Genomic DNA, 19,738 nt, shown 5'->3' with positions numbered 1-19,738 from the left:
GATTTGCGCGTTCTTTTTTTGCGCGAATGCAACATGCACGTAGCACATCGCGCGGCGTTTGTTGACGGCTTCACGATGTTTTTGCAAAAACTTGCATTACCGTAAAAATGAGAGGAGATGATCACGATGACGTTCGAAAAGGAACACGAAGCGTTTATCCAGTGGCATTTGGAAAGACGGGCCGGGGAGCGAAAAGGAAGACTGGAGCGTGGACATCTGGAAGCGGAAACGCTGTTTTGCAAGCAGGTATGGTGGCCGCTCCGGGGTAACTTTCATGGGCTCCATCCGGAGTACGAGGTGCTGGATTGGCGCGGTTACTCGTACTTTTGCGATTTTGTGTATATGACGGGCATGGAGAAGATTGTCATAGAAATAAAAGACTTTGGCCCCCACGTCAAAAACATGGACCGACAAAAGTATTGCAATGAGCTCAATCGGGAAACGTTCCTTACCTCTATCGGCTATCACGTTATTTCCTTCGCTTACGACGATGTGGCTCAACGCCCGGAGCTGTGCGTAACATTGCTTCGCATGGTCTTAAGCCGATTCGAGGCATCGGCTACACCTGTGACAATCTGCTCGCTGGCCGAACGCGAGACGATTCGGCTCGCCTATACGCTCGCTCGACCCCTGCGGGTTGCCGATGTTGCCAAGCACGTCGGAATCGACCGGCGTACAGCCGTCAAGGCACTGCGTTCATTATGCGATCACGGCTTGTTTACTTCCGTCACGGTCCCAAATGGCAAATACGTGGTGAAGTACGTGATGAAGCCTCATGCATTATTTGCACTCAGATAAGAGTCGCTGGATAGTTGGTGGCATCGTTTTGTACATTTACACACTAATTTCACGGCAATACTTGTACAAAACTGTGCCATGTTTGCTATTCAGCTTCGTGCCTAGGGGTACAGTAGGATTCGGGAGGTATTCATTAAGTATTCAGTAGGCTTTCAGGAGGCTTTCAGTAGGCAACAGAGGAAAATTGTACAAATATACACAATTTTCATGGGTAGACCAGGTGTAAACAGTAAAATTGTACAAATATACATAAATTTCAATAGTAGCAAGCTAAAACGCCTCTTCAGTAGGCCAAAATTGTGTATTCTGGTACAATTCTTTCACGATCAGCTGAAATCGGGAGAAAAATTGAGCATATTTGCACAATCATCGAGTAGCTTTCCGCGTACGAAGTGATAAGTGTAGCTGTAGCTGTAACTGTAGCTGCGGGTGCGGGTGCGGGTGCGGGTGCCGGTGCGGGTGCCGGTGCGGGTGCGGTGTGGGTGCGGGTGCAGGTATGGGAGGAGTGCCGGCCGCACAGCGGCAGCGGCCAGCACCTCCAATAACTCTATTCGTCGAATTTGTTCACATACGCAGACAGCGCAAGCAACGGCCAACTGACATTGTTACTTGGATAATGGGCATACATGCTGCCTGGCAGCATCGCTCCCGTCGGGTAGACAGATGTCCAGTCTCCCGCTCGCAAAATTCGCAGCAACGCCTCCACTCCCCGCTCCATCTCCAAAGTCGGCTTGTCGTGGGCTGCTATCAGTCCGTTTAGCGCCCATGCCGTCTGCGACGGTGTGCTGGCGTTTAGAGGCACATACCGTTTCCGTTCGTCGCTGACACAGCTTTCTCCCCAGCCACCGTCGCTATTCTGTATGTCGAACAGCCAGCGAACGCCTTTCGTTACGGCCGGATGGTCCTTCGCCAGCCCTACGGCCAGCAGCCCTTGCAGCGCCATGCCCGTTCCGTGAACATAAGCTATTCCCCATCTGCCATACCAGCTTCCGTCACGCTCTTGGCGCGACAACACCCACTTCACGGAATCGTCCACCCAACTGTGGCCGATTGTCATCTCCAGCTCCTTGCCTAGAAACTCCAGCACCCTGCAGCTGAGATCCGCTGTAGAAGGATCCGATGCGATATCGGATTTGCCGTCGAAGGTAAAGAACAAGTCCGTTATCGAGCTTCCCCTTCTTTCGAAAGCTGGCCATCCCCCATCGTCATTACGCATGGCTAACACGAAGTTCAACCCCCTCTGCCAGCTGGCGCGTCCATCCGGCAGCCGGCTCAAGTAGGGTCGGATCGTTCTCAATGCAGCTACGCTGTCGTCCACATCGGGGTAGAAGGTGTTCACGTCCGAAAAGCCCCATCCTCCCGGCTCCGTATGCGGGCTTCTGCGAATCCAATCTCCGACACGAAATTGCTGCCTGCCGGCAAGGTACAATGCGGCGTTCTCCAGCGATGTAGAGGTTTCAGAAGTCGGAAGACCGGCTTCTCTTAGTGCGTAACTAATCATGGCGGTGTCCCATATCTCGGACGAAGCTGTCTGAATGCCGGCACGATTCCAGCATTGCAGAGACAGGACGCCTTGCAGGAGTCGATCCATCAGAGGAGATGCGACAGGCTCTTGCATCGCCATAAGCGCAAATGCCATCAGAATGGTCGAAGTCGAGTATGTGAGCAGCGTCCCGTTCGGCTCCAGCCTCTCCAGCATAAATTGCCTAGCTTGCTCCAGCGCGTTCGGCGAACCGATGACAGGCAAGCTGTCAAACGGAATTGCCGATAAAAACACATTTAGCGCCGAGATCCATGTATGGTCGTTGGCAAAAGTTCGCTCCCCGTGAACAAACAGGTCTCCCATATCCGGCATCCATTCGTTGCGCGCCGAGAACTGCAGATTCGACATGATTAACGTCGGAATGAGATGGACGCGAGCATGCCCCGATAACGAAAAGAGATCGAGCCCTGCCTGCGAAAAAAACAACTCCAACGGCAGCCGCAACTGCTTCGGCCACTCTGCTTGCCCTGTCGCGGAGAAAATAACTTGCGTCAGCAAGCTTTTTGCCTGAGATAGTCCTCCCTTCGAGCGAATATATTGCTTAGCCCTTTCGATCGCACCATCCGTCTCCAAATAGAACCCTGCGCATAACAGCGCGTAACAGGCTTCCGCCGTCGCCTCCAAGCTGCCTTCCTCGTCGGGATACAGCTTCCACGCTCCATTTGGCTGCTGCAAAGAGGCTATCCGCGCGGCCAGCGGTCGGATAAAGGCGTCATCCCTTCGTCTGAGCGCTGTCAACAATACGATCCAATAACAATCCGTCGAGATCCCGGTGTCCAGGCATAAACGCCACGATCCATCCGATGACTGAGAAGCCATTGCCCCCATCGCGAGCGCACGAATCCCGTCCCTTATTTCATTCATGTCCATTGCATGCCCATCCTTTTCCCGTTTCTTTGCTACATATATATGCGTGTTAGGAGTAGGATAGGATCTGCACGAACAATAGAACTATTGACCTATACACAGGTCAATCGGCATGATATAGTCAACTAGAAGGTTCTGGAATTATATCCAGCATTCGTACCAGGCGAATCTCACGCTATCTCTGACTAAGGAGCACAACTCAATGGCACAAGAACAAGAACTAGAACAAGAACCAGCCCCCCTCGCGCCCCAACAACCGACAAAACCTTGGATTCGCTTCTGGGCGAGATACTTCGATTATTTAAGTCATGCGATTTTAATTTCTATTGTTTGGATATTAATTGATTTTGATAGCTTTCTCCAAATCAATGACAATCTTCTAGGTTTCATCCTATTGGTTGCCTTCGTTTTTCTGGATGCCCTGTACATGTACTTTTGGGGGACAACGCCTGGCAAAAAACTATTGAACATTAAAGTTCTGGATGCCGACGGAACAAGAATGCCCAAATCACTGGCCTTTAAGAGAGCCCGACTTGTCTGGTTGAGGGGAATAGGGCTTGGCGTGGGCATACTGGAAATCATCGCGAACATTATTGGCTATCGGAGATTAAAAAAAGAAGGAATAACATCGTGGGATCAGGAGTTAGGGCTTCAAGTCATACATGGAAAAATCGGCATTTTCCGAATGCTACTGACCCCTTTTATCGTCGTTCTGCTGCTAGGCATCGCGGTTTACGGCATGATATAAGAAATAACAGTATATCAGTAGGAAGAACTAGGGCGTGTCTGAATACTCCGAGGGGAGCAGATTTTGCCGAATTTTCGTTCCATGCAAGGAACTTTTGTGAAGACGTTACCTAAGGGTACGTCAAGCAAAAGTGACGAAGCAGGGGGCGGAAAGGCGGTGAAAGATGCCCCTGAGCGGGTTTTCAGACACGACCTAAACTTTCTATAACAAAAGCCATAGTTTCTAAGGGTTCATGCGGCTTTCTTTTCGGATAAAATGGAAGGAGCATTCACTCAACGCTCAAGGAGGAACTATGATGGCTAAACGCAACGAACCCTTGGTGACTCATATCTATACAGCGGACCCTTCCGCGCATGTCTTTGAAGGCAAACTGTATATCTACCCATCGCACGACCTCGATCATGAGAAAACCTCCAACGACAACGGCGATCAATACGATATGGAAGACTACCATGTTCTCTCCATGGAAGATCCGGACGCACCTTGCGTTGATCATGGGGAAGCGCTCCATCTGCGCGATATTCCATGGGCCAAGCAGCAGCTATGGGCGCCGGACGCCGCCTTCAAAAACGATACGTATTATTTGTTTTTCCCGGCGCGTGACGGGCAGGGCATCTTCCGTATCGGCGTTGCTACCGGCAAGTCGCCGACTGGTCCGTTCGAGCCCGAAGCGGACTACATCCCGGGCAGCTTCAGCATCGATCCCGCCGTTCTTGTGGACGAAGACGATAAAGCTTATATGTATTTCGGCGGATTGTGGGGAGGACAGTTGGAAAAGTGGCAGACCGGCAAGTTCCTGCCAGACGCCGAAGGCCCTGACCCGACGGAACCGGCTCTGGGTCCACGCGTGGCAAGGCTGTCAGACGATATGCTGGGTTTCGCCAGTGCTACCATGGAAATTGCCATCGTGGACGAGAACGGACGGCCTATTCTTGCGGGAGACGAGGAGCGGCGCTACTTCGAAGGGCCATGGGTGCACAAGTACAATGGACTTTATTACTTATCCTATTCGACGGGCTCTACCCATTACATTGTCTACGCGACCAGCACGAATCCCGAAGGCCCCTACCATTATAGAGGCCGGATATTGACGCCGGTTATCGGCTGGACGACCCATCATTCCATCGTGCAGTTCAAGGAACGTTGGTATCTGTTCTACCACGACAGCTCGCTCTCAGGCGGCGCGGATAACAAACGAAGCGTCAAATTTACCGAGCTCCATTACAACGAAGACGGCACGATTCGAACGATCGACCCTTACGAGGTTTAACTATTACGGTGACGTCTGGCTCTGCCGAAGGGGCTATCCCAAAAGCCAATTTGCGACTTTTTTGGGACAGCCCCAATCGACAGATCATCATGGCTTGGGTAACGATACGACCATTCATTCAAGCAACCAGCACTACCCGCTTTGCTCCGCTCCCTCCCGCCATGCCTGTTCCCGGTATTGCCCCGGCGTCTGCCCCGTCCATCGTTTAAAGGCGCTTTGGAACGCGCTTGGCTCCGAGAAGTGCAAGGCATAAGCGATATCGCCGACCGAAACACCTCGCTTCTCCAGATAACCTTTGGCCAGCTCTTTGCGAACCCCGATGGACAAATCATTGTACGACGTCCCCTCCAGTTGGAGCTTATGCTGGAGCGTTCGCACGCTAACGCCAAGCGCCTCCGCCGTCTGCACGACGGTTGGAAACTCGGCGGGCAGACATGCCTTCATCCAAGCTGTCACCCGTTCCCCCATCCCGTGACTCTCCGTCTGTGCTAGCTGCTCAAGCGTCTGCCGTGCCATATTGTCGAACAGCTCCAACAGCTTGGAGTCGGAATACATCACTGGATAGCCGAGTACCTCAGCAGAAAAACGAAGATATGTCTCATGTTGTTCGAACATCGGCGATACACCAAACACACTCAGGTAGGGATCGACGTCAGCCGGTGGGGCATGTTGGAACGATACCTCTTGAAGGGCTATGGAACGATTGCTTAATTTGCCCATCATTTTAAATATGGAGCAAGTCATATCCTCCACGCAATGGCGGGACATCTTGTCTTTATCGGGATGCTGAAGCCGTATGACGATTCTGACCTCGTCACCATACGGCTCCACGTCCATTAGAAAGCCGCTGCACAATATATCGTTATACCGCCTATACGCGGCGAGCGCTTCGCCGACCGTGCGGGAGTGCATCATTACGTAACCGAGAATGCCCATATCCGCAAAATCCGTAATCTCGCCCTGGCGCAAGCCAAAATGATCGTCATCCGTATAAATAGCGGCGGCAATCATAAGCCGTTCCAGCTCGGCTGCAGGAATACGCGCCTCCGGATCCCGCAGCAATTCGTCGTCAAGCGATACCGATGCGCAGAATTGCTCGCGATCGTATCCTTTGTGCACAATGGTCTTTAAAATGGGAAATACCATCGTGATCGCTACCTTTTCGCTGCTCAAGCGCCTCTCCCCTCCTTTCTCTTGCGTAAATTCACAATCCGGGTTGCGCCATCCATCATCCACATGCACTTCCAAATGGCGTATGCTGAATCTGGCATTACGAATCCCATGATCGATGGAGGTAACTTCCCATGACCCTAACAAACAAATCCAACATTCTTATTATTAACGGCCATCCCGATTCTGCCAGCTTTAATGCCGCGCTAGCCGACGCTTACGCAACCGGCGCCCTTGGCAGCGGCGCGCAGGTACGCAGGCTAAATCTTGCCGAGCTTGCTTTCAACCCTAATTTGTCCTTCGGCTACCGTAAGCGCACCGAGCTCGAGCCAGACTTAATTCGCGCTCAGGAGCTGATCCGGTGGGCTCATCACCTGGTATTCGTCTACCCAACCTGGTGGGGAGCCATGCCAGCCTTGCTGAAGGGCTTCATCGATCGTGTTTTCCTGCCTGGCTTCGCCTTCAAATACCGCGAGAACTCCGCTCTCTGGGATAAGCTGCTTGTCGGCCGCACTGCGCATTTGCTCGTTACGATGGATACGCCATCCTGGTACAATCGGCTCGTATATCGCAATGCGGGACATATTGTGATGAAAAAAAACATATTGAAGTTTTGCGGGATCAATCCTGTCCGCATTACAGAACTTACTCCAATCAAACCATCCACTCCCGAGCAGCGCGCCAAGTGGCTTAAGAAGGCAAAAACTCTCGGCGAAAAAATGTCTTAAGCAGGTTTTGAACCGCTTCCTAACCACAATTATTTGGCCACGGCGAGCGATAGCTCGCCTTGTAGATGAAAAGGTGTTCGGGAAACAGCCGACAGCTAAACAGACCGTTACTGATTTCCGTTGTTTAACGGAGGCACATGGCCAAGCTTGTCGGGGTTGCAAATGCAATAAATATGATCGATAACCCCGTCCCGGAAGCCGAAAGAATAGATGTATCGGTTCCCGTCGTCGAAATCGAAACGGAGTCCCGGCGTGCCGTTCATCCAAACATAATCGAATTGGTACGTAGCGTCATACATGACAAGCAGATTTTGCAGCAAGGACAGAACGGCCTTTGCGCCGCGCACAGGCACTTGAGCCGCCCGCACCTTGCCGCCGCCATCTGACAGAAAGACGATGTTGTCGCTGACCAGTTCCAGAATTCGCGACTGATCGCCCTTAAAAACGGACTGCACGAACGACTTGACAAGAGATTCCGCAACTTCTGCAGTTGGATGCTCACCCTTGCTGTCGCGAATGCTCTTATGCGCCCGATGATAAATTTGCCGACAATTCGCTGCATGCTTGCCGACGATCTCCGAAATGTCCTCATAAGAATATTGATACAGCTCCCGGAGCAAAAATATGGCTCGCTCTACCGCGTTCAGCTGCTGCAGCAGCATGAGATACGCCGTGGACATCGATTCGCTACGCTCGTAAGCCAGCGCGGGATCTTCGCCGCCTGTTGCACCGCCGTTGAAGTCTCCGAGCAGCGGCTCCGGCAGCCATGGCCCGACATAGAGCTCCCGCTTCTTCGCCGAGGACCGAAGCAAATCCAGGCAGCGATTCGTCGCGATTCGATATAGATAAGCCCGTACGTTCCGAACCGGCTCGACGCTTAAAGATTGTCCGTACGCAATAAAGGTTTCCTGTACGATATCCTCCGCATCCATAACGCTCCCCAACATGCGGTACGACAACGCGAACAGCTCCGCTCGATGTTCCTTATATAACGACTCGATGTCCATTTCTTGAGTTGCCCTCCCCGATGCCGCTCCCCAGCATATGCCGGACGGCCCTTTTCGCGCTGGCCGTGGCGGCGTCTACCAACAATTCGCCATGGGACGCCCATTCGCCTGCCACATATAATCCGCTGATCTCCGGTACGTTCGGACCCGGATGCACTCGACCGCGAACATGGAGGAAATCATGGCACACTGTTATTTTCGGCAAATATTGTTTCGCGACCAGCTCCCCTCGCCATCCCGGCTGCACGAGATCAAGCGTCTCCTCCAGCTCCTTCAGATCCTTCTCCGGATTCGAACCCGCCCCTTGATACTTAATGAGACATACGACTTGGGCGCCATCATCGCTTAGTCTGGCCGCACGGGACTGATTCGTCAGGAAAATCGGCCTATCGATGCCATAGACGAATTGCTGGTTAGGCATCGGGAGCTTCCTCAGCGCAACATCCAGGCAAGCGGACGTGATTTCGATGGATTGTTCCTTCCATACGCGCAGTGCGGTAGCGTCGGCTTGAGGAACGAGCTTATGCGCAACGGCTGGCGACGACGCGACAATGACATGTTCTGCGCTAATGGATGACCCATCGTCCAGCACGACGCCAGTAACGGCACCTAGCTCATGCAAAACGCTTGCCGCGTTTGTACCGGTCAAGAACGAGGCTCCCTCTCGGGAAGCTTTCTCCTGCAGCTCCCGAACAAGCGCCCCCCAGCCTTCATCCAGATAAATAACGCCTTGCATGGCGCTGGCAAGCCCTCGCAGCACCGGACCCGCCGCTTGCAGATCGGGCGCCATCCCATAACTCGCCGTACGCAGAAGCGAATAGAACACATGCCGCACCATAGGGTCTTTGATATTTCCTTCAATCCAATCTCTTAAGCTGATTCCATCGTAATTCCGGGTATCCATCTTCGGAAATTTCATCAGCCAACTCGCGAACTCCAGCTTGCCCCTCCAAGACAACAGCGGCGACGCCAGCAGCGAAGAAACGCTGGTAGGCAGCACGCTGAGCTTCCCGTTCCATATGCCGAAGGCGTCAATGGACGGCTCCCCTCCCTGCAACGAACATCCGAACTCCCGGAACGTCTCGTAGGCATCGCCTTTGTATAAAGCATGGCCTCCCAGGTTGAAATAAGCTCCTTCCTTCCGATTCGTCATCGCCCTGCCGCCAAGCCGGTTCTGCTTCTCGATGACAACAACTCGTTTGCCAGCCTTGCTGGCCAGAACCGCGGCCGTTAATCCAGCAATACCTCCGCCCACGATCGCCACGTCATACCTTTCCATCCCCATCACCCTTTCGCGTATTTGCCAATATGACGGGGAGGTCGATTGATTTGTGACATCTCTATCCGAAAAAAATAAACCAGCATGTTCGCATTTCCATATCCTTCCGCAGTCCTGCTGTGCTATAGTGAACCTAATTATGCCAAATGGGAGGAGAATAATGGACTATATTCGGGATTATGCCATGTACGCAGCCATTTTCGGCATGTTCAGCTTCAGTTGGTTCGGCTGGGCACAGGAAAGACCTCGCAATTCATGGCGTCTTTATTTGGGAATCGCTTCGGGACTGGCACTCCTCGTTTGTTTACTAGGCGTTTATCTCAGCATTACGAACTGGGATGAGGCATCCGCATTAAACGAAGCAAGCTCGTTCCGTGTTTATCTCATAACCGTGTACGCCGAGTTTATTATCGCGGGCATAGGGGCTTTGCTTCTCATTCGCAAGAAGCTGTCCGATTTCGTGGCGCCGTTAATCGCCTTTATCGTCGGTATTCATTTTATCGGGCTTGCTCCGGTGTTCGAGGATGCCAGCCTTTACGTGCTTGCCGCCTTGCTGACGGCTGCATCCATTTTATCGGTATTCGTCGCACCCAAGCTGGGAGTCGCCCGCAGCGCGATTGCTGGCATTTGCAGCGGAACTGTGCTGTTTGCTTTCGCAGTTCTCGGTCTTATTCGTTACTTCTCGGTATAAATCCAAGTAAAGCAGCCCCTTCTTGATAAACGGAACGATTCGCTAGTCGGTCGCTCGCTGTTTAGACAAGATATAGGGCTGCGTTTTCTTGCCACGATGTGATTGTTTTATTAAATCAACTTATGCTTGTACCACTTGTCTCCTTTGTACCTCCAGTAGAACACAGCCCCGCGCACGCCCCATTCGGCAACCATCGCGACCCATACGCCCATTAATCCGAACCCGAGCGTAATGCCAAGCACATAGCCCAAAATAATGCGGAGCAGCCACATCGTCAGCAGCGACGATATGGACGTAAACTTCGAATCGCCCGCGGCCCGAAGCGCCGAAGGCAAGATGAAGCTAATCGACCACAGCAACGGCTGCGAGACGGAAATTAAGACGATAAGTGCGAATATATCCGGCACAATCTCCTCCGGCGGTGCGTACAGATGAACGAGAAGCGGGAAGATCGCCAGCAGGATGATCGTAATCACCACGAAAAATACGTTGGACAAGCCAAGAAAAGAGGAAATAAACTTTCTTGCGTCGTCCATATTTTTGCGTCCTATGGATTGTCCGACGACGGTAACGATAGCCGCTCCGAGCGCCATGCCCCCAATCTGGAACAGCATGGACAGCGAATTCGCAATCGCGTTGACCGTAATGGCCAGCGTGCCGAGCTGGACGATAAACGTCTGCGTCAGCAGCTTGCCGCCATTAAAGAACATCTGCTCCAGCGCAAAGGGCACGCCGATGTACATAATCTTGCGAAGAAGCGACCAGTTCGTTTGCAACAGATGTTTCAGTTTGAAGCGCAATGTCTGGTTATAACGAAGCAGGTAGATAATCGAGACGACCATCCCCAACACACGTGCGGCAATTAGCGAGATGGAAAGCCCGACTACGCCCAGATCAAACCCTTTAACCAGCACGAGATTGAGCAGGAAATAAGAGAGATTCATGATTACCGATAACATCAGGCATGCTTTCGTCTCCGCGACACCGCGCAGGGCGCCGGTCACCGCCTGATAAATGGCGAGGAACGGATACGAGATGCAGCTCCCTATCAGAAAGATCTTCGCATTTTGCAGGACGTCTGCCTCTGCGCTCCCGAAGAGCATTTCAATCACCGAGCCATGAAAGACGATCATGACCACGCAGAGCACGATCGACAGCAAGGCCACGGTCGATACCGATTGGGAGGCTGCCTTCGACACCATCGCGTCATTGCCGCTGCCCTTGTATTGCGCGACTATGACCGTCCCTCCCGTCGCAACGGCCACGAACAGATTGATAATGAACATGTTAATGGAGTCGACCATGCTGACGGCGCTCACCGCCGCAACCCCCGAGGAACTGATCATGGCCGTATTCATAATCGCCATCAATACGATAAACGCGGAATCCACGAAGATGGGAATAATAATGGCGAAAATTTGTTTGTAATCCATAGAACTACCGGTAAAAAAACGATTCAATAGCGCCACGCTTCGATTGCGCAGTCTCGTTGTCAAGCCGTGCACGGCATCATCACTTCTTTTCTGTTACGATAGCGGGAGTAACGACATCGTCGCCTCCAGCCTTCCCAGTATAACAAATAAAGCAGACTTTCGGCCGCTTTTCGAAATAAAATTTCAGTTCTTGAGCGCACCAAGATCCGGCTTGCCAATCGGCGTATATGGCAGCTCATCCATTATGACGATGGACCTGGGCAACTGGTATCTGGCCATACGCGGCCGAAGCCATATCATCAGCGACTCTTCCGACAGAACCGCTTGCTTTTTCAGCTCTACATATGCGGCAAGCCGTTGACCGAACGTATGATCATCTACCCCGATAACGATTGCGTCTTCCACGTCGGGATGCTGTCGCAAAATCCCTTCAACTTCAGCGGGAAAGACGTTTTCTCCTCCGGATACGATCATGTCGTCGATTCTGCCCAACAGCCGGTACAACCCGCTGCTTTCCCTGACGCCGACATCCCCCGTCTCGATCCAGGAGGCGCGTTGTCCCGGCAATCCTTTCCGTCTTCTTATGCACAGCCGTCCGACTTCGCCAGCCCGAGCCAAGCGTCCTGACTCGCTCAGCACATACAGCGGGACGCCTCTAATGGCTTTGCCTATGGTTCCCGGTATCCTTCGCATATCCCGCGGCGTCGCAATTGTAGTGAGTCCTCCCTCTGTTGTTCCGTAAAGGTTAAATAACACCTCGCCCAGCGTGTTCATAGTCTCCATTGCCAGATTGCCGCTCAGCGCAGCTCCTCCTGATACGATGCAGCGTAGCGATGCCAAAGCTCCGGAATCATGCCCGAGCATCCGCTTCACCATCAAGGGAACGACGATCGTTACCTCTACACCATGCTCGCGGATCAGGGCGCAAGCATCTTCGGCTTTGAATCGAGGCGTCAGAATCAGCTTATAACCAAGCGCGACAAACAGGAACAAATTCGCGATCCCATAACCGTGGGCCATAGGCGTCGCAATATAGACGGTACGGCTACCAAGCAGGGGCAGTCTGTTAAGAAGCGCGGCAAACGGTGGCAAATAATGCAACAGGGAAGGTTTATGCGCCACGCCCTTCGGCCGCCCGGTCGTACCGCCGGTCAGCAGCATGATGCGTCCGGATGAGGAGCGAGGAAGGTTTGACGTCTCGCCTGCCGTCAACAATTGCCAATCCAATGACGCCAAGCTGACGATCGCCCAGCCTTTATGCTCCGGCGTCTCTATGTCGAGCGCCCTTATGTCATCATATATAATAAGATCCAGTTCGTTGTTAGCCGCCAATTCCTTTAATTGGCTCGGGCTCAGCTCTGCATTCATCATATACAGATCCGCTCCGGTTGCCGAGACGGCAAAAATAGAGCGCACTAATGCCAGCTTATTCCTCCCTATGAGTCCAATCTTCATGCCACGTTTTACTCCATGACGGGAAGTTAGAAGCGAAGCAAGCCGATTTGCCTTCGTAAGCAGCTCGCGATAGGAGACACTGCCTCGGTCATCCACGATGGCTGGAGAGTCTCCATGCGTTCGCTCCGCAATTCTAAGCAGGGCCATCACATTTATGCCATGCCTGCCAATCGCCGACAACAGACGCCACAGGCCAGCTGGCGTAAGCAGCCGAAGCTTGTACATCACCTCGAGCAGAAGCAGAAATCGCATTACCGCCTCTCCCTTCTCCGCAATAGGAGAGGAGCCGCTCGCTCCCATGCCCCTCTGCCCCATAAGGAAGCAAGCTCACCGAAAGGAAGCCACCATGGCCTGATTCTTCTTTGTCGCGTGTAAATGGCTCTTGCGATAAGCTGCGCGGCATGTTCGGCGCTCATCGCCGGACTGCTCTCGTAAGCTTTGGTCGGCGCGATCATGGGCGTGCGAACAAGCGGAAGATAGACCGACGTCGTGGCGATCCCTGCCGCATTCAGCTCCGGCGCGGCAGAACGGAACCAGGTGTCGAAGGCGGCTTTGGACGCTTGGTACGCAGACCAGTGGGGGAATGGAATTAAGGACATATTAATCGTGGAGATATTGATGATTTGACCGCCATTACTTCGCAGACTGGGAATAAGCCCTAGCAGAAGCCTAAGCGGCGACGTATAATTAATCGCGATCGTACGATCGAAGTCATGAGCGCGATCGAGTGAGTCGAAGATGGCTCTGCGGATCGATAAGCCCGCGTTGCTCACGACGATATCCGGCTGGTTCGGAAGTTCCCGAATAAAAGCATGCAGCGCCTCCAGCTGCGCCGCATCCCGAAGATCCGCGCTAAAAATCGACACTTTCGCTCTCTCCGCCTCCTCTTCGATCGACCTCTTGACCGCCAGCAGTTTCTCCTCTCGTCTTGCCGTAAGAATGAGACTTCCTCCACATCTGCCTGCCAGATAAGCAAGCTGTTCCCCTATGCCGGAGCTGGCGCCGGTAATTAGAACCGTTTTGCCACTCAGCGCCTCCTTTAGTTTCATCTCGCTCAATCGAGTACGGGGGAACAAAATTCGCTCCAGTACGCTGTAGCTCTTCATGTTGTTCGCCCCCCTTCCGTCTTCGTACTATCCGAATCATTGACCGTCGAATAGATTTTTATAGTCGCTTCGAGCCGTCTTCACCTTTGACTATCGAGTAAACCTTTAAGTCGCAATGAACGCCCTTGTTCAACACAACCTTGCGCAACGTTCCTTCGTAAGTCATGCCCGTCTTCTCCATCACCCTGGCCGAGCCAATGTTAGGTACGAGACATCTTGCCTCGAGACGGATAAGGTCCATCTCCGTAAAACCGAATTGAATGATTGCGGCCGCGACCTCTGTCATGTATCCCTTACCCCAATAGCGCCGGGACAACGCATATCCCAGTTCAGCTCTACGGTGAACGGGGTCCCAATGCACGAAGCCGCAAGTACCGATTAATCGATTTTCTTCCTTGTCCACGATACCCCACGGCGCAACTTCGCCGCTATCGTATTTGCGCTCCAGATGGCGGATAAAGCCGAGCGTGTCATCGAGCGTCCCATGGGGATACCAGGTCGTGTATTCGGAAACGGCTTCGTCCGAGCAATAGCGGTACATATCTTCAACATCCTGTAAAGTGACAGGACGAAGCTTCGTCCGCTCCGTCTCTAGTAAGGGAAGCTTTCCAAATACGTCTTTTATTTGCATAGCCGCAGCCTCCTTAGTATTCGATTCAATAGGTTGATGTATAAAGAGTCCTTATAGTCCGAAGCTTGAATAAGGTGTATCATTATAGTTACATCAAGTGCGGGATGAAGGAGAGTGGACGTAATGTCTCGTTATATAGATCAATTTGTGCGCAATGAAGAAGAACGTTTACGTGTGGAGAAAGTCGAGCGTTTGGCTGCGAAATTCGCGGAACGTGCGGCCCGGCATGATGAGGAGGGCTCCTTCCCATTCGATAACTTCGCCGACCTGCGGGAAGTCGGTTATCTAAAGCTGACTGTCCCGGCGGAATACGGCGGCGACGGCATCGACTTGCATGGTCTAGTCCTGCTGCAGGAGCGCCTGGCTTACGGCGATGGCTCCACGGCTCTCGCAGTAGGCTGGCATGTCGGGCAAATGTTCCACTACCGGGAATCGGGCAAGTGGCAGCAAAAATTGTTCGCGGAATTATGCCGCTCCGTCGTTCGGGACGGCACGATGATCAACACGTTCGCAAGCGAAGCCTCGACGGGAAGCCCCAGCCGCGGCGGCAGGCCGGAGACAATCGCCGTCCGTTCGGATGGCGGCTGGCGGTTGACGGGCCGCAAGACGTTTAGCACTTTGTCGCCGATTCTGGACCGATTCGTCGTATCCGCCTTTATTCCGGAAGAAGCTGCCGTCAGCGAATTTCTAGTCATGAAGTCGGAAAACGTAACGCTGGTAGAGACCTGGAATTCGTTAGGGATGCGGGCGACAGGCAGTAACGATGTCATATTGGACGGCGCGTTCGTTCCATCGGAGCATCGCATCGCGGGCGGCGGCATCGACGACGGGTCCGGCTGGCTGCTGCATATACCGGCATGTTATATGGGCATTGCGCTTGCCGCCAGAGATTACGCGCTGGAATTCGCCCGCACCTATCAACCGAACTATACGGACAAGCCGATCGCTTCCTTCCCGGCCGTTCAAGCTTCCATCGGCGAGATGGAGCTGGCGCTGCGTTCTGCGCGTACCATCCTGTTCGCTGCCGCGGACCGATGGGACAAGGAACCGGACAATCGTTCCGCTTTGAAGTCCGAGCTTGGTCTCGCGAAACATGTCACGACCAACAACGCGATTCGCGTCGTGGATCTTGCCATGCGGATTGTCGGGGGCACCAGTCTCTCTCGCAGCCTGCCGTTGGAACGTTACTACAGGGACGTGCGGGCAGGACTGCATAATCCGCCCATGGACGGCACGGTCATTCAGAATCTGGCATCCTCCGCCCTTTCCGACGGCGTTTCATCGTAAATATACCGCTCCAAAAATCCGTTCCGGAATTTCCGCTCGGGATCGAACTTCTGCACCAGCTCCCTAAAGGCCGGCAGCTTCGGATAGAGGGCTTGCAGCTTGGCCGGCTCCATGGCGAAGAGCTTGCCCCAATGCGGACGCGCGCCGAACGGCTCAAGACCGGCTTCAATGATCGGCAACGCCGCGCTGACTCCCTCCCAATCCGGCTTCCATGTAAAGTGGATGCCAACGGAGTCTTGTCCGAAGCACGGACTTAACCACAGGTTATCGCTTGCAATCGTTCGCACCTCCGTTACGAACAGAAGCGGAGAGATGAGATCGCGCAGGCCATCCAGCGCCTCGAGAGCAGCGTAGGCATCCTTGCGCGCCACAAAATATTCGCTCTGCAGCTCCTCGCCCGCGCTTGGCGTGAAGTCCATGCGGAAGTGGGCCAGCCTCTCATGCCAAGGTCCTACGATGCCGCGTTGATCGCTGCAATTGTCCGCCGCATAGCCCGGCACTGGATGGAGATTGACATCGGATAACAAGGCTCCGTAACAGCTAATGGGATCTCCCCCCGTTGGCTCATCGCCTGGCTTTACAACGGACTTCCTCCACACTTGGTGGAAGGACGAAGACTTCCAATCCGTAAACAGGCTGACGCTGTATCCGGAAGCGAATAGGTCCTCAAAGCAGTCCGCAAGCTTGGAGAGCGGCAAACCCTCGTAGACATGTTGCTTTATTTCGAAGGCTGGCACGAGATCCAGCGTCAGCTTTGTCACGACACCCAGCGCTCCAAGACCAACGATTGCTCCCGCGAACAGACCATCCTCGTCATCCCTGGTCAGAGTGATCAGTTTCCCATAACCTGTAGCCAGCTCGATGCCATAGACCACTGTTGCCAGATTGCCGTTGCGATCCCCGGAGCCGTGCGTCGCCGTCGCGCAAGCTCCCGCAATCGTAATATGCGGCAGAGAAGCCAAATTGTGAAGCGCATAACCATTCTCATGCAAATAACCGCACAGCTCGCCGTAGCGGATGCCGCCCTCGACGGTTACTCGATGTTGGACACGATCCAGCTCAACGACGCCATTTAACCTCTCCAGTGACACATGTGCCGCGTCCGTATCCGCGATGGCGTTGAAGGAATGTCTGGAGCCAAGCACCTTTATTTGATCCAGTCGGCCCACTAACTCGCGCACCTCTTCGGCCGTCCCCGGCACATGACATTCCTTGGCTTGGTACATGTAATTGCCTGCCCAATTCCGTTCGTATCTCAAGCTGCTTCGCTCCTTTGGCGTCTTTATTTCACTAAAATTTATTCAATAAAGTTCTTATTCAGTTTATCGCAGAACGGAATTCTTGTCTTTATCGAGTTGCCAGGATACCGAACAATGATTGCCCAGTATTTGCTAAAACGTGGTAAAATAGGCTTAGTCTTTTATCATTCAAAACTGCAAGGGGGATTATCGCATGGGATTGTTCGACGGTTTAATGGGCAACGCCTCGGAGCTAAAGATGGAAGAGGTTCAGAAGGAATTTGGTCATATTCTGAGCAAGTCGGAGAGGTTCGAAAAAGCCTATAAGCTCATTCGGGATTTGTTCGTCTTTACGGATAAGCGGCTCATCCTGGTCGATAAGCAAGGACTCTCAGGCAAGAAGGTCGAGATTCACTCTTATCCTTATAAAAATATAACGCATTTTAGCATCGAGACCGCGGGCACGTTCGACATGGACGCCGAGCTGAAAATCTGGATTTCCGGCTCGGCGTTGCCCGTTCAGAAAAAATTTAATAAAAGCCTGAATATCTACGAATTGCAAAGCGTGCTTGCGGAATACGTATTGAAATAATTGCTATTCGTAAAGGGATACGGACTTCAATAGTCCATCTTCTTTGGACAGCGAGTAGGTAATGAGAATATTTCCGTTAGGAAACGGAACGTCCATTCGGAATACGTCGACTGCTTCGTTGCTGGATTCGGAATCTTGCAGCTCGGCGTACCCGAATTGTTCTCCCGCCTTCGTCAGGTATTGAAGCAGCATCCCCACTTCAGTCCCTTTATAGAGGTCTCGCAATTGCTCCGTCCACTCCTCCTCGTCCCAATCAGGGCTTTTCACATGTATCTCATGGTTTCGCAGCATGTCGAGCAGATCGACAACCATCCTTCCGTCCCCTTCCTGCAGGGCAACCGCAAGCGCGATTTGACTTCTGTTCAACGTCGGCATATAACTTTCCAGGTTTTTCGCTGCCAGCATGTCGAATATGGCATCCGGTTCATGATGTTTGGCGAACCAATAGGAATGAACGTCCATCGGATTCAACGGACTAGTGCCCGGTATGAGGAACCTGCCGTCCGCCGATACACGGTTTAATGCAGATGATTCCAGACGGGCCGAATATTTCAAGACGAACACGTTTTCGCCGTTTCCGTCGACGAAAATTCGTACGAATAGCGGTTCGCGCGGCTTCTCGTCTCCTGGAAGAATCGCAGCATAACCGTTATCGCTGGAATAATAAACGCTCCCGTCGTTCGAGCCATGACGGACAAGCCGATACAAGATCCGACTCTTGCGCTTCATCGGCTCTACCCAGATACTCGTAGTATTTCCGCTCGTCGTTCGTACCTCTTCATCTATTTCCCATGCGATGTCGGCAATACCCCGAAACTCGTCTGGCTGTCTTTCATTCCCCAGTTCCGGCAGCTTCATATCCAATTTGTAATCTTCTGAACGCCATTCGTATGCGGTGTAACGTTGTTCGGAAGCATAGTAGACATCCGAGAAGTTTGAACGGCTCATGATGCCTTCATAAGTCGGCTTCCGTGCCGAATCGAACAGAGTCAGATGTTTCCCCGACGAGGCATACACGCCTCCTGCAACCAATGTCGGAATAAGGAGGACATGGATAATGGCGATGAGGCGGTTATGCGAAGTGACGACGGGCTGCAGTTTGGGGATTGAGTCGCCGTCTTTCTTGAGATTGGATGCCAAGGTAAACATGAGAGCCACGATTAGCAGCGTGCCTATGCTGGAATGGAGAAGCAGCGGGACGGCGTAACCATACGGAGCCGGCATCATTCTCGTCAAACTGATCGCGAACGTGCACAACATGGCGATCAAAGCTAGCGGGAGCATCGCGCCGAAATAACGGCGGAACATGCCGGGCGCTTTCGCAAGAGCGTCGCCTAACGTCACGTCTTGCAGTACCATGAAGTAGGGCGTTATGGAATAAATCATCATGACCACGAGTAAAAGAAGTCCTAGCGGGAAAAATACCGCCGATAAAAAGAGCATAAGGACTCCCGCCAAAAACTGAATAATCGACCACGCCAGCATTTCGCTAAAATAGCGGCGTCCGTTTGCCCAAAACGGCGCAACCCTTCGATCGACAACCCATCCTCTCACTCCTCCCAGAAACATGCCCCTTACAAAGCTCTGAAGGACCAATACCGCTGCCGAAACGAGCACGCTTGCCGCTCCCCACAGTGGCTCACCTCTCTGAAGCGATGTATATCCCGCCTTCAAGTCCTGCAGCGACGGCATATATAGCGGCAATGTGGCATGGAAGCTTTCCGACCGGGTTTCCCAGCCTGATGCCCCGCCTCCAATGAGATTAACCGATGAGGACGAGGAAACATAGGGATAAACAGAAAAGCCGTAATAATAACCCGCCACGATCAAAGCCGTAATAAACACCTCAAACAACAACACCAGCACAATTAAACGACTATATGCCACTGTCCCTC

Annotated in this window: 17 protein-coding genes; 7 read left to right on the top strand and 10 right to left on the bottom strand. The window is 52.8% G+C overall.

All coding sequences use genetic code 11. The annotated features are described in order from the left end of the window. The first annotated feature begins 126 nt into the window (after positions 1 to 126). The gene (locus B1748_RS22570) at positions 127 to 798 is read left to right on the top strand and encodes a DUF559 domain-containing protein (RefSeq protein ID WP_087570207.1); all 672 of its coding nucleotides are present in this window, start codon (positions 127 to 129) and stop codon (positions 796 to 798) included. Between the two features lie 547 nt (positions 799 to 1,345). Here B1748_RS22570 and B1748_RS22565 read toward each other — a convergent pair. Next, positions 1,346 to 3,211 carry a prenyltransferase/squalene oxidase repeat-containing protein gene (locus B1748_RS22565; protein ID WP_256975871.1) on the bottom strand — a complete coding sequence of 622 codons (1,866 nt, stop codon included), beginning with the start codon at positions 3,209 to 3,211 and terminating at the stop codon, positions 1,346 to 1,348. Positions 3,212 to 3,410: 199 nt separating this feature from the next. Between B1748_RS22565 and B1748_RS22560 the strand changes: the two genes are divergently transcribed. Together B1748_RS22560 and B1748_RS22555 are read left to right on the top strand one after the other, a co-directional pair. Continuing rightward, positions 3,411 to 3,956: an RDD family protein gene (locus tag B1748_RS22560; RefSeq protein ID WP_087570206.1), complete on the top strand. Its 546-nt coding sequence runs from the start codon at positions 3,411 to 3,413 to the stop codon at positions 3,954 to 3,956. 295 nt (positions 3,957 to 4,251) lie between these two features. Next, positions 4,252 to 5,226: a glycoside hydrolase family 43 protein gene (locus B1748_RS22555; RefSeq protein ID WP_373271296.1), complete on the top strand. Its 975-nt coding sequence runs from the start codon at positions 4,252 to 4,254 to the stop codon at positions 5,224 to 5,226. Positions 5,227 to 5,358: 132 nt separating this feature from the next. On the opposite strand, the gene B1748_RS22550 is transcribed toward B1748_RS22555, so the two are convergent. Then, positions 5,359 to 6,399 carry an AraC family transcriptional regulator gene (locus B1748_RS22550; protein WP_087570204.1) on the bottom strand — a complete coding sequence of 347 codons (1,041 nt, stop codon included), beginning with the start codon at positions 6,397 to 6,399 and terminating at the stop codon, positions 5,359 to 5,361. A gap of 131 nt (positions 6,400 to 6,530) precedes the next feature. Here B1748_RS22550 and B1748_RS22545 point away from each other — a divergent pair, with 131 nt between their 5' ends. Continuing rightward, positions 6,531 to 7,124, top strand: coding sequence for an NAD(P)H-dependent oxidoreductase (locus B1748_RS22545; RefSeq protein WP_087570203.1), 594 nt, complete (start codon positions 6,531 to 6,533; stop codon positions 7,122 to 7,124). 107 nt (positions 7,125 to 7,231) lie between these two features. On the opposite strand, the gene sigJ is transcribed toward B1748_RS22545, so the two are convergent. Both sigJ and B1748_RS22535 read right to left on the bottom strand, forming a co-directional pair. Further along, positions 7,232 to 8,131 (bottom strand): RNA polymerase sigma factor SigJ, encoded by a 900-nt coding sequence (gene sigJ, locus B1748_RS22540; protein ID WP_087570202.1) that lies wholly within the window; start codon positions 8,129 to 8,131, stop codon positions 7,232 to 7,234. Next, complete coding sequence (locus B1748_RS22535; RefSeq protein WP_087570201.1) at positions 8,109 to 9,410, bottom strand: phytoene desaturase family protein; 1,302 nt, start codon at positions 9,408 to 9,410, stop codon at positions 8,109 to 8,111. Before B1748_RS22535 ends, sigJ begins: the two co-directional genes overlap by 23 nt. A gap of 160 nt (positions 9,411 to 9,570) precedes the next feature. On the opposite strand from B1748_RS22535, the gene B1748_RS22530 reads away from it, so the two are divergent. Continuing rightward, on the top strand, positions 9,571 to 10,101 hold the full coding sequence (locus B1748_RS22530; RefSeq protein ID WP_087570200.1) for a hypothetical protein: 531 nt from the start codon (positions 9,571 to 9,573) through the stop codon (positions 10,099 to 10,101). 110 nt (positions 10,102 to 10,211) lie between these two features. Here B1748_RS22530 and B1748_RS22525 read toward each other — a convergent pair whose 3' ends face one another. From B1748_RS22525 to B1748_RS22510, 4 genes are all read right to left on the bottom strand, one after another. After that, positions 10,212 to 11,606 carry an MATE family efflux transporter gene (locus tag B1748_RS22525; protein ID WP_373271295.1) on the bottom strand — a complete coding sequence of 465 codons (1,395 nt, stop codon included), beginning with the start codon at positions 11,604 to 11,606 and terminating at the stop codon, positions 10,212 to 10,214. A 111-nt stretch (positions 11,607 to 11,717) separates the two neighbouring features. Continuing rightward, positions 11,718 to 13,241 (bottom strand): AMP-binding protein, encoded by a 1,524-nt coding sequence (locus B1748_RS22520; protein WP_087570199.1) that lies wholly within the window; start codon positions 13,239 to 13,241, stop codon positions 11,718 to 11,720. Beyond that, a complete protein-coding gene (locus B1748_RS22515; protein ID WP_087570198.1) occupies positions 13,241 to 14,095 on the bottom strand; it encodes an SDR family NAD(P)-dependent oxidoreductase in 855 nt (284 codons plus the stop codon). Before B1748_RS22515 ends, B1748_RS22520 begins: the two co-directional genes overlap by 1 nt. Before the next feature lie 58 nt (positions 14,096 to 14,153). Then, the gene (locus B1748_RS22510; RefSeq protein ID WP_087570197.1) at positions 14,154 to 14,726 is read right to left on the bottom strand and encodes a GNAT family N-acetyltransferase; all 573 of its coding nucleotides are present in this window, start codon (positions 14,724 to 14,726) and stop codon (positions 14,154 to 14,156) included. 123 nt (positions 14,727 to 14,849) lie between these two features. On the opposite strand from B1748_RS22510, the gene B1748_RS22505 reads away from it, so the two are divergent. Then, positions 14,850 to 16,013, top strand: a complete 1,164-nt coding sequence (locus B1748_RS22505) for an acyl-CoA dehydrogenase family protein (protein ID WP_087570196.1) — start codon at positions 14,850 to 14,852, stop codon at positions 16,011 to 16,013. Here B1748_RS22505 and B1748_RS22500 read toward each other — a convergent pair. Continuing rightward, positions 15,968 to 17,272 carry an FAD-binding protein gene (locus tag B1748_RS22500; protein WP_087570195.1) on the bottom strand — a complete coding sequence of 435 codons (1,305 nt, stop codon included), beginning with the start codon at positions 17,270 to 17,272 and terminating at the stop codon, positions 15,968 to 15,970. The two genes, B1748_RS22505 and B1748_RS22500, sit on opposite strands and share 46 nt — an antisense overlap. Positions 17,273 to 17,465: 193 nt before the next feature. Between B1748_RS22500 and B1748_RS22495 the strand changes: the two genes are divergently transcribed. Further along, on the top strand, positions 17,466 to 17,843 hold the full coding sequence (locus B1748_RS22495; RefSeq protein ID WP_087570194.1) for a PH domain-containing protein: 378 nt from the start codon (positions 17,466 to 17,468) through the stop codon (positions 17,841 to 17,843). Positions 17,844 to 17,846: 3 nt separating this feature from the next. Here the strand turns inward: B1748_RS22495 and B1748_RS22490 are convergent, their stop codons facing one another. Next, positions 17,847 to 19,730 carry a hypothetical protein gene (locus tag B1748_RS22490; protein WP_143810358.1) on the bottom strand — a complete coding sequence of 628 codons (1,884 nt, stop codon included), beginning with the start codon at positions 19,728 to 19,730 and terminating at the stop codon, positions 17,847 to 17,849. Positions 19,731 to 19,738 lie beyond the last annotated feature (8 nt).

This window comes from Paenibacillus sp. MY03 (assembly GCF_002165585.1).
Taxonomy (GTDB): domain Bacteria; phylum Bacillota; class Bacilli; order Paenibacillales; family Paenibacillaceae; genus Pristimantibacillus; species Pristimantibacillus agaridevorans.
The sequence above is the reverse complement of the archived record's forward strand: the minus strand, read 5'-3'. Positions and strand labels throughout refer to the sequence as shown.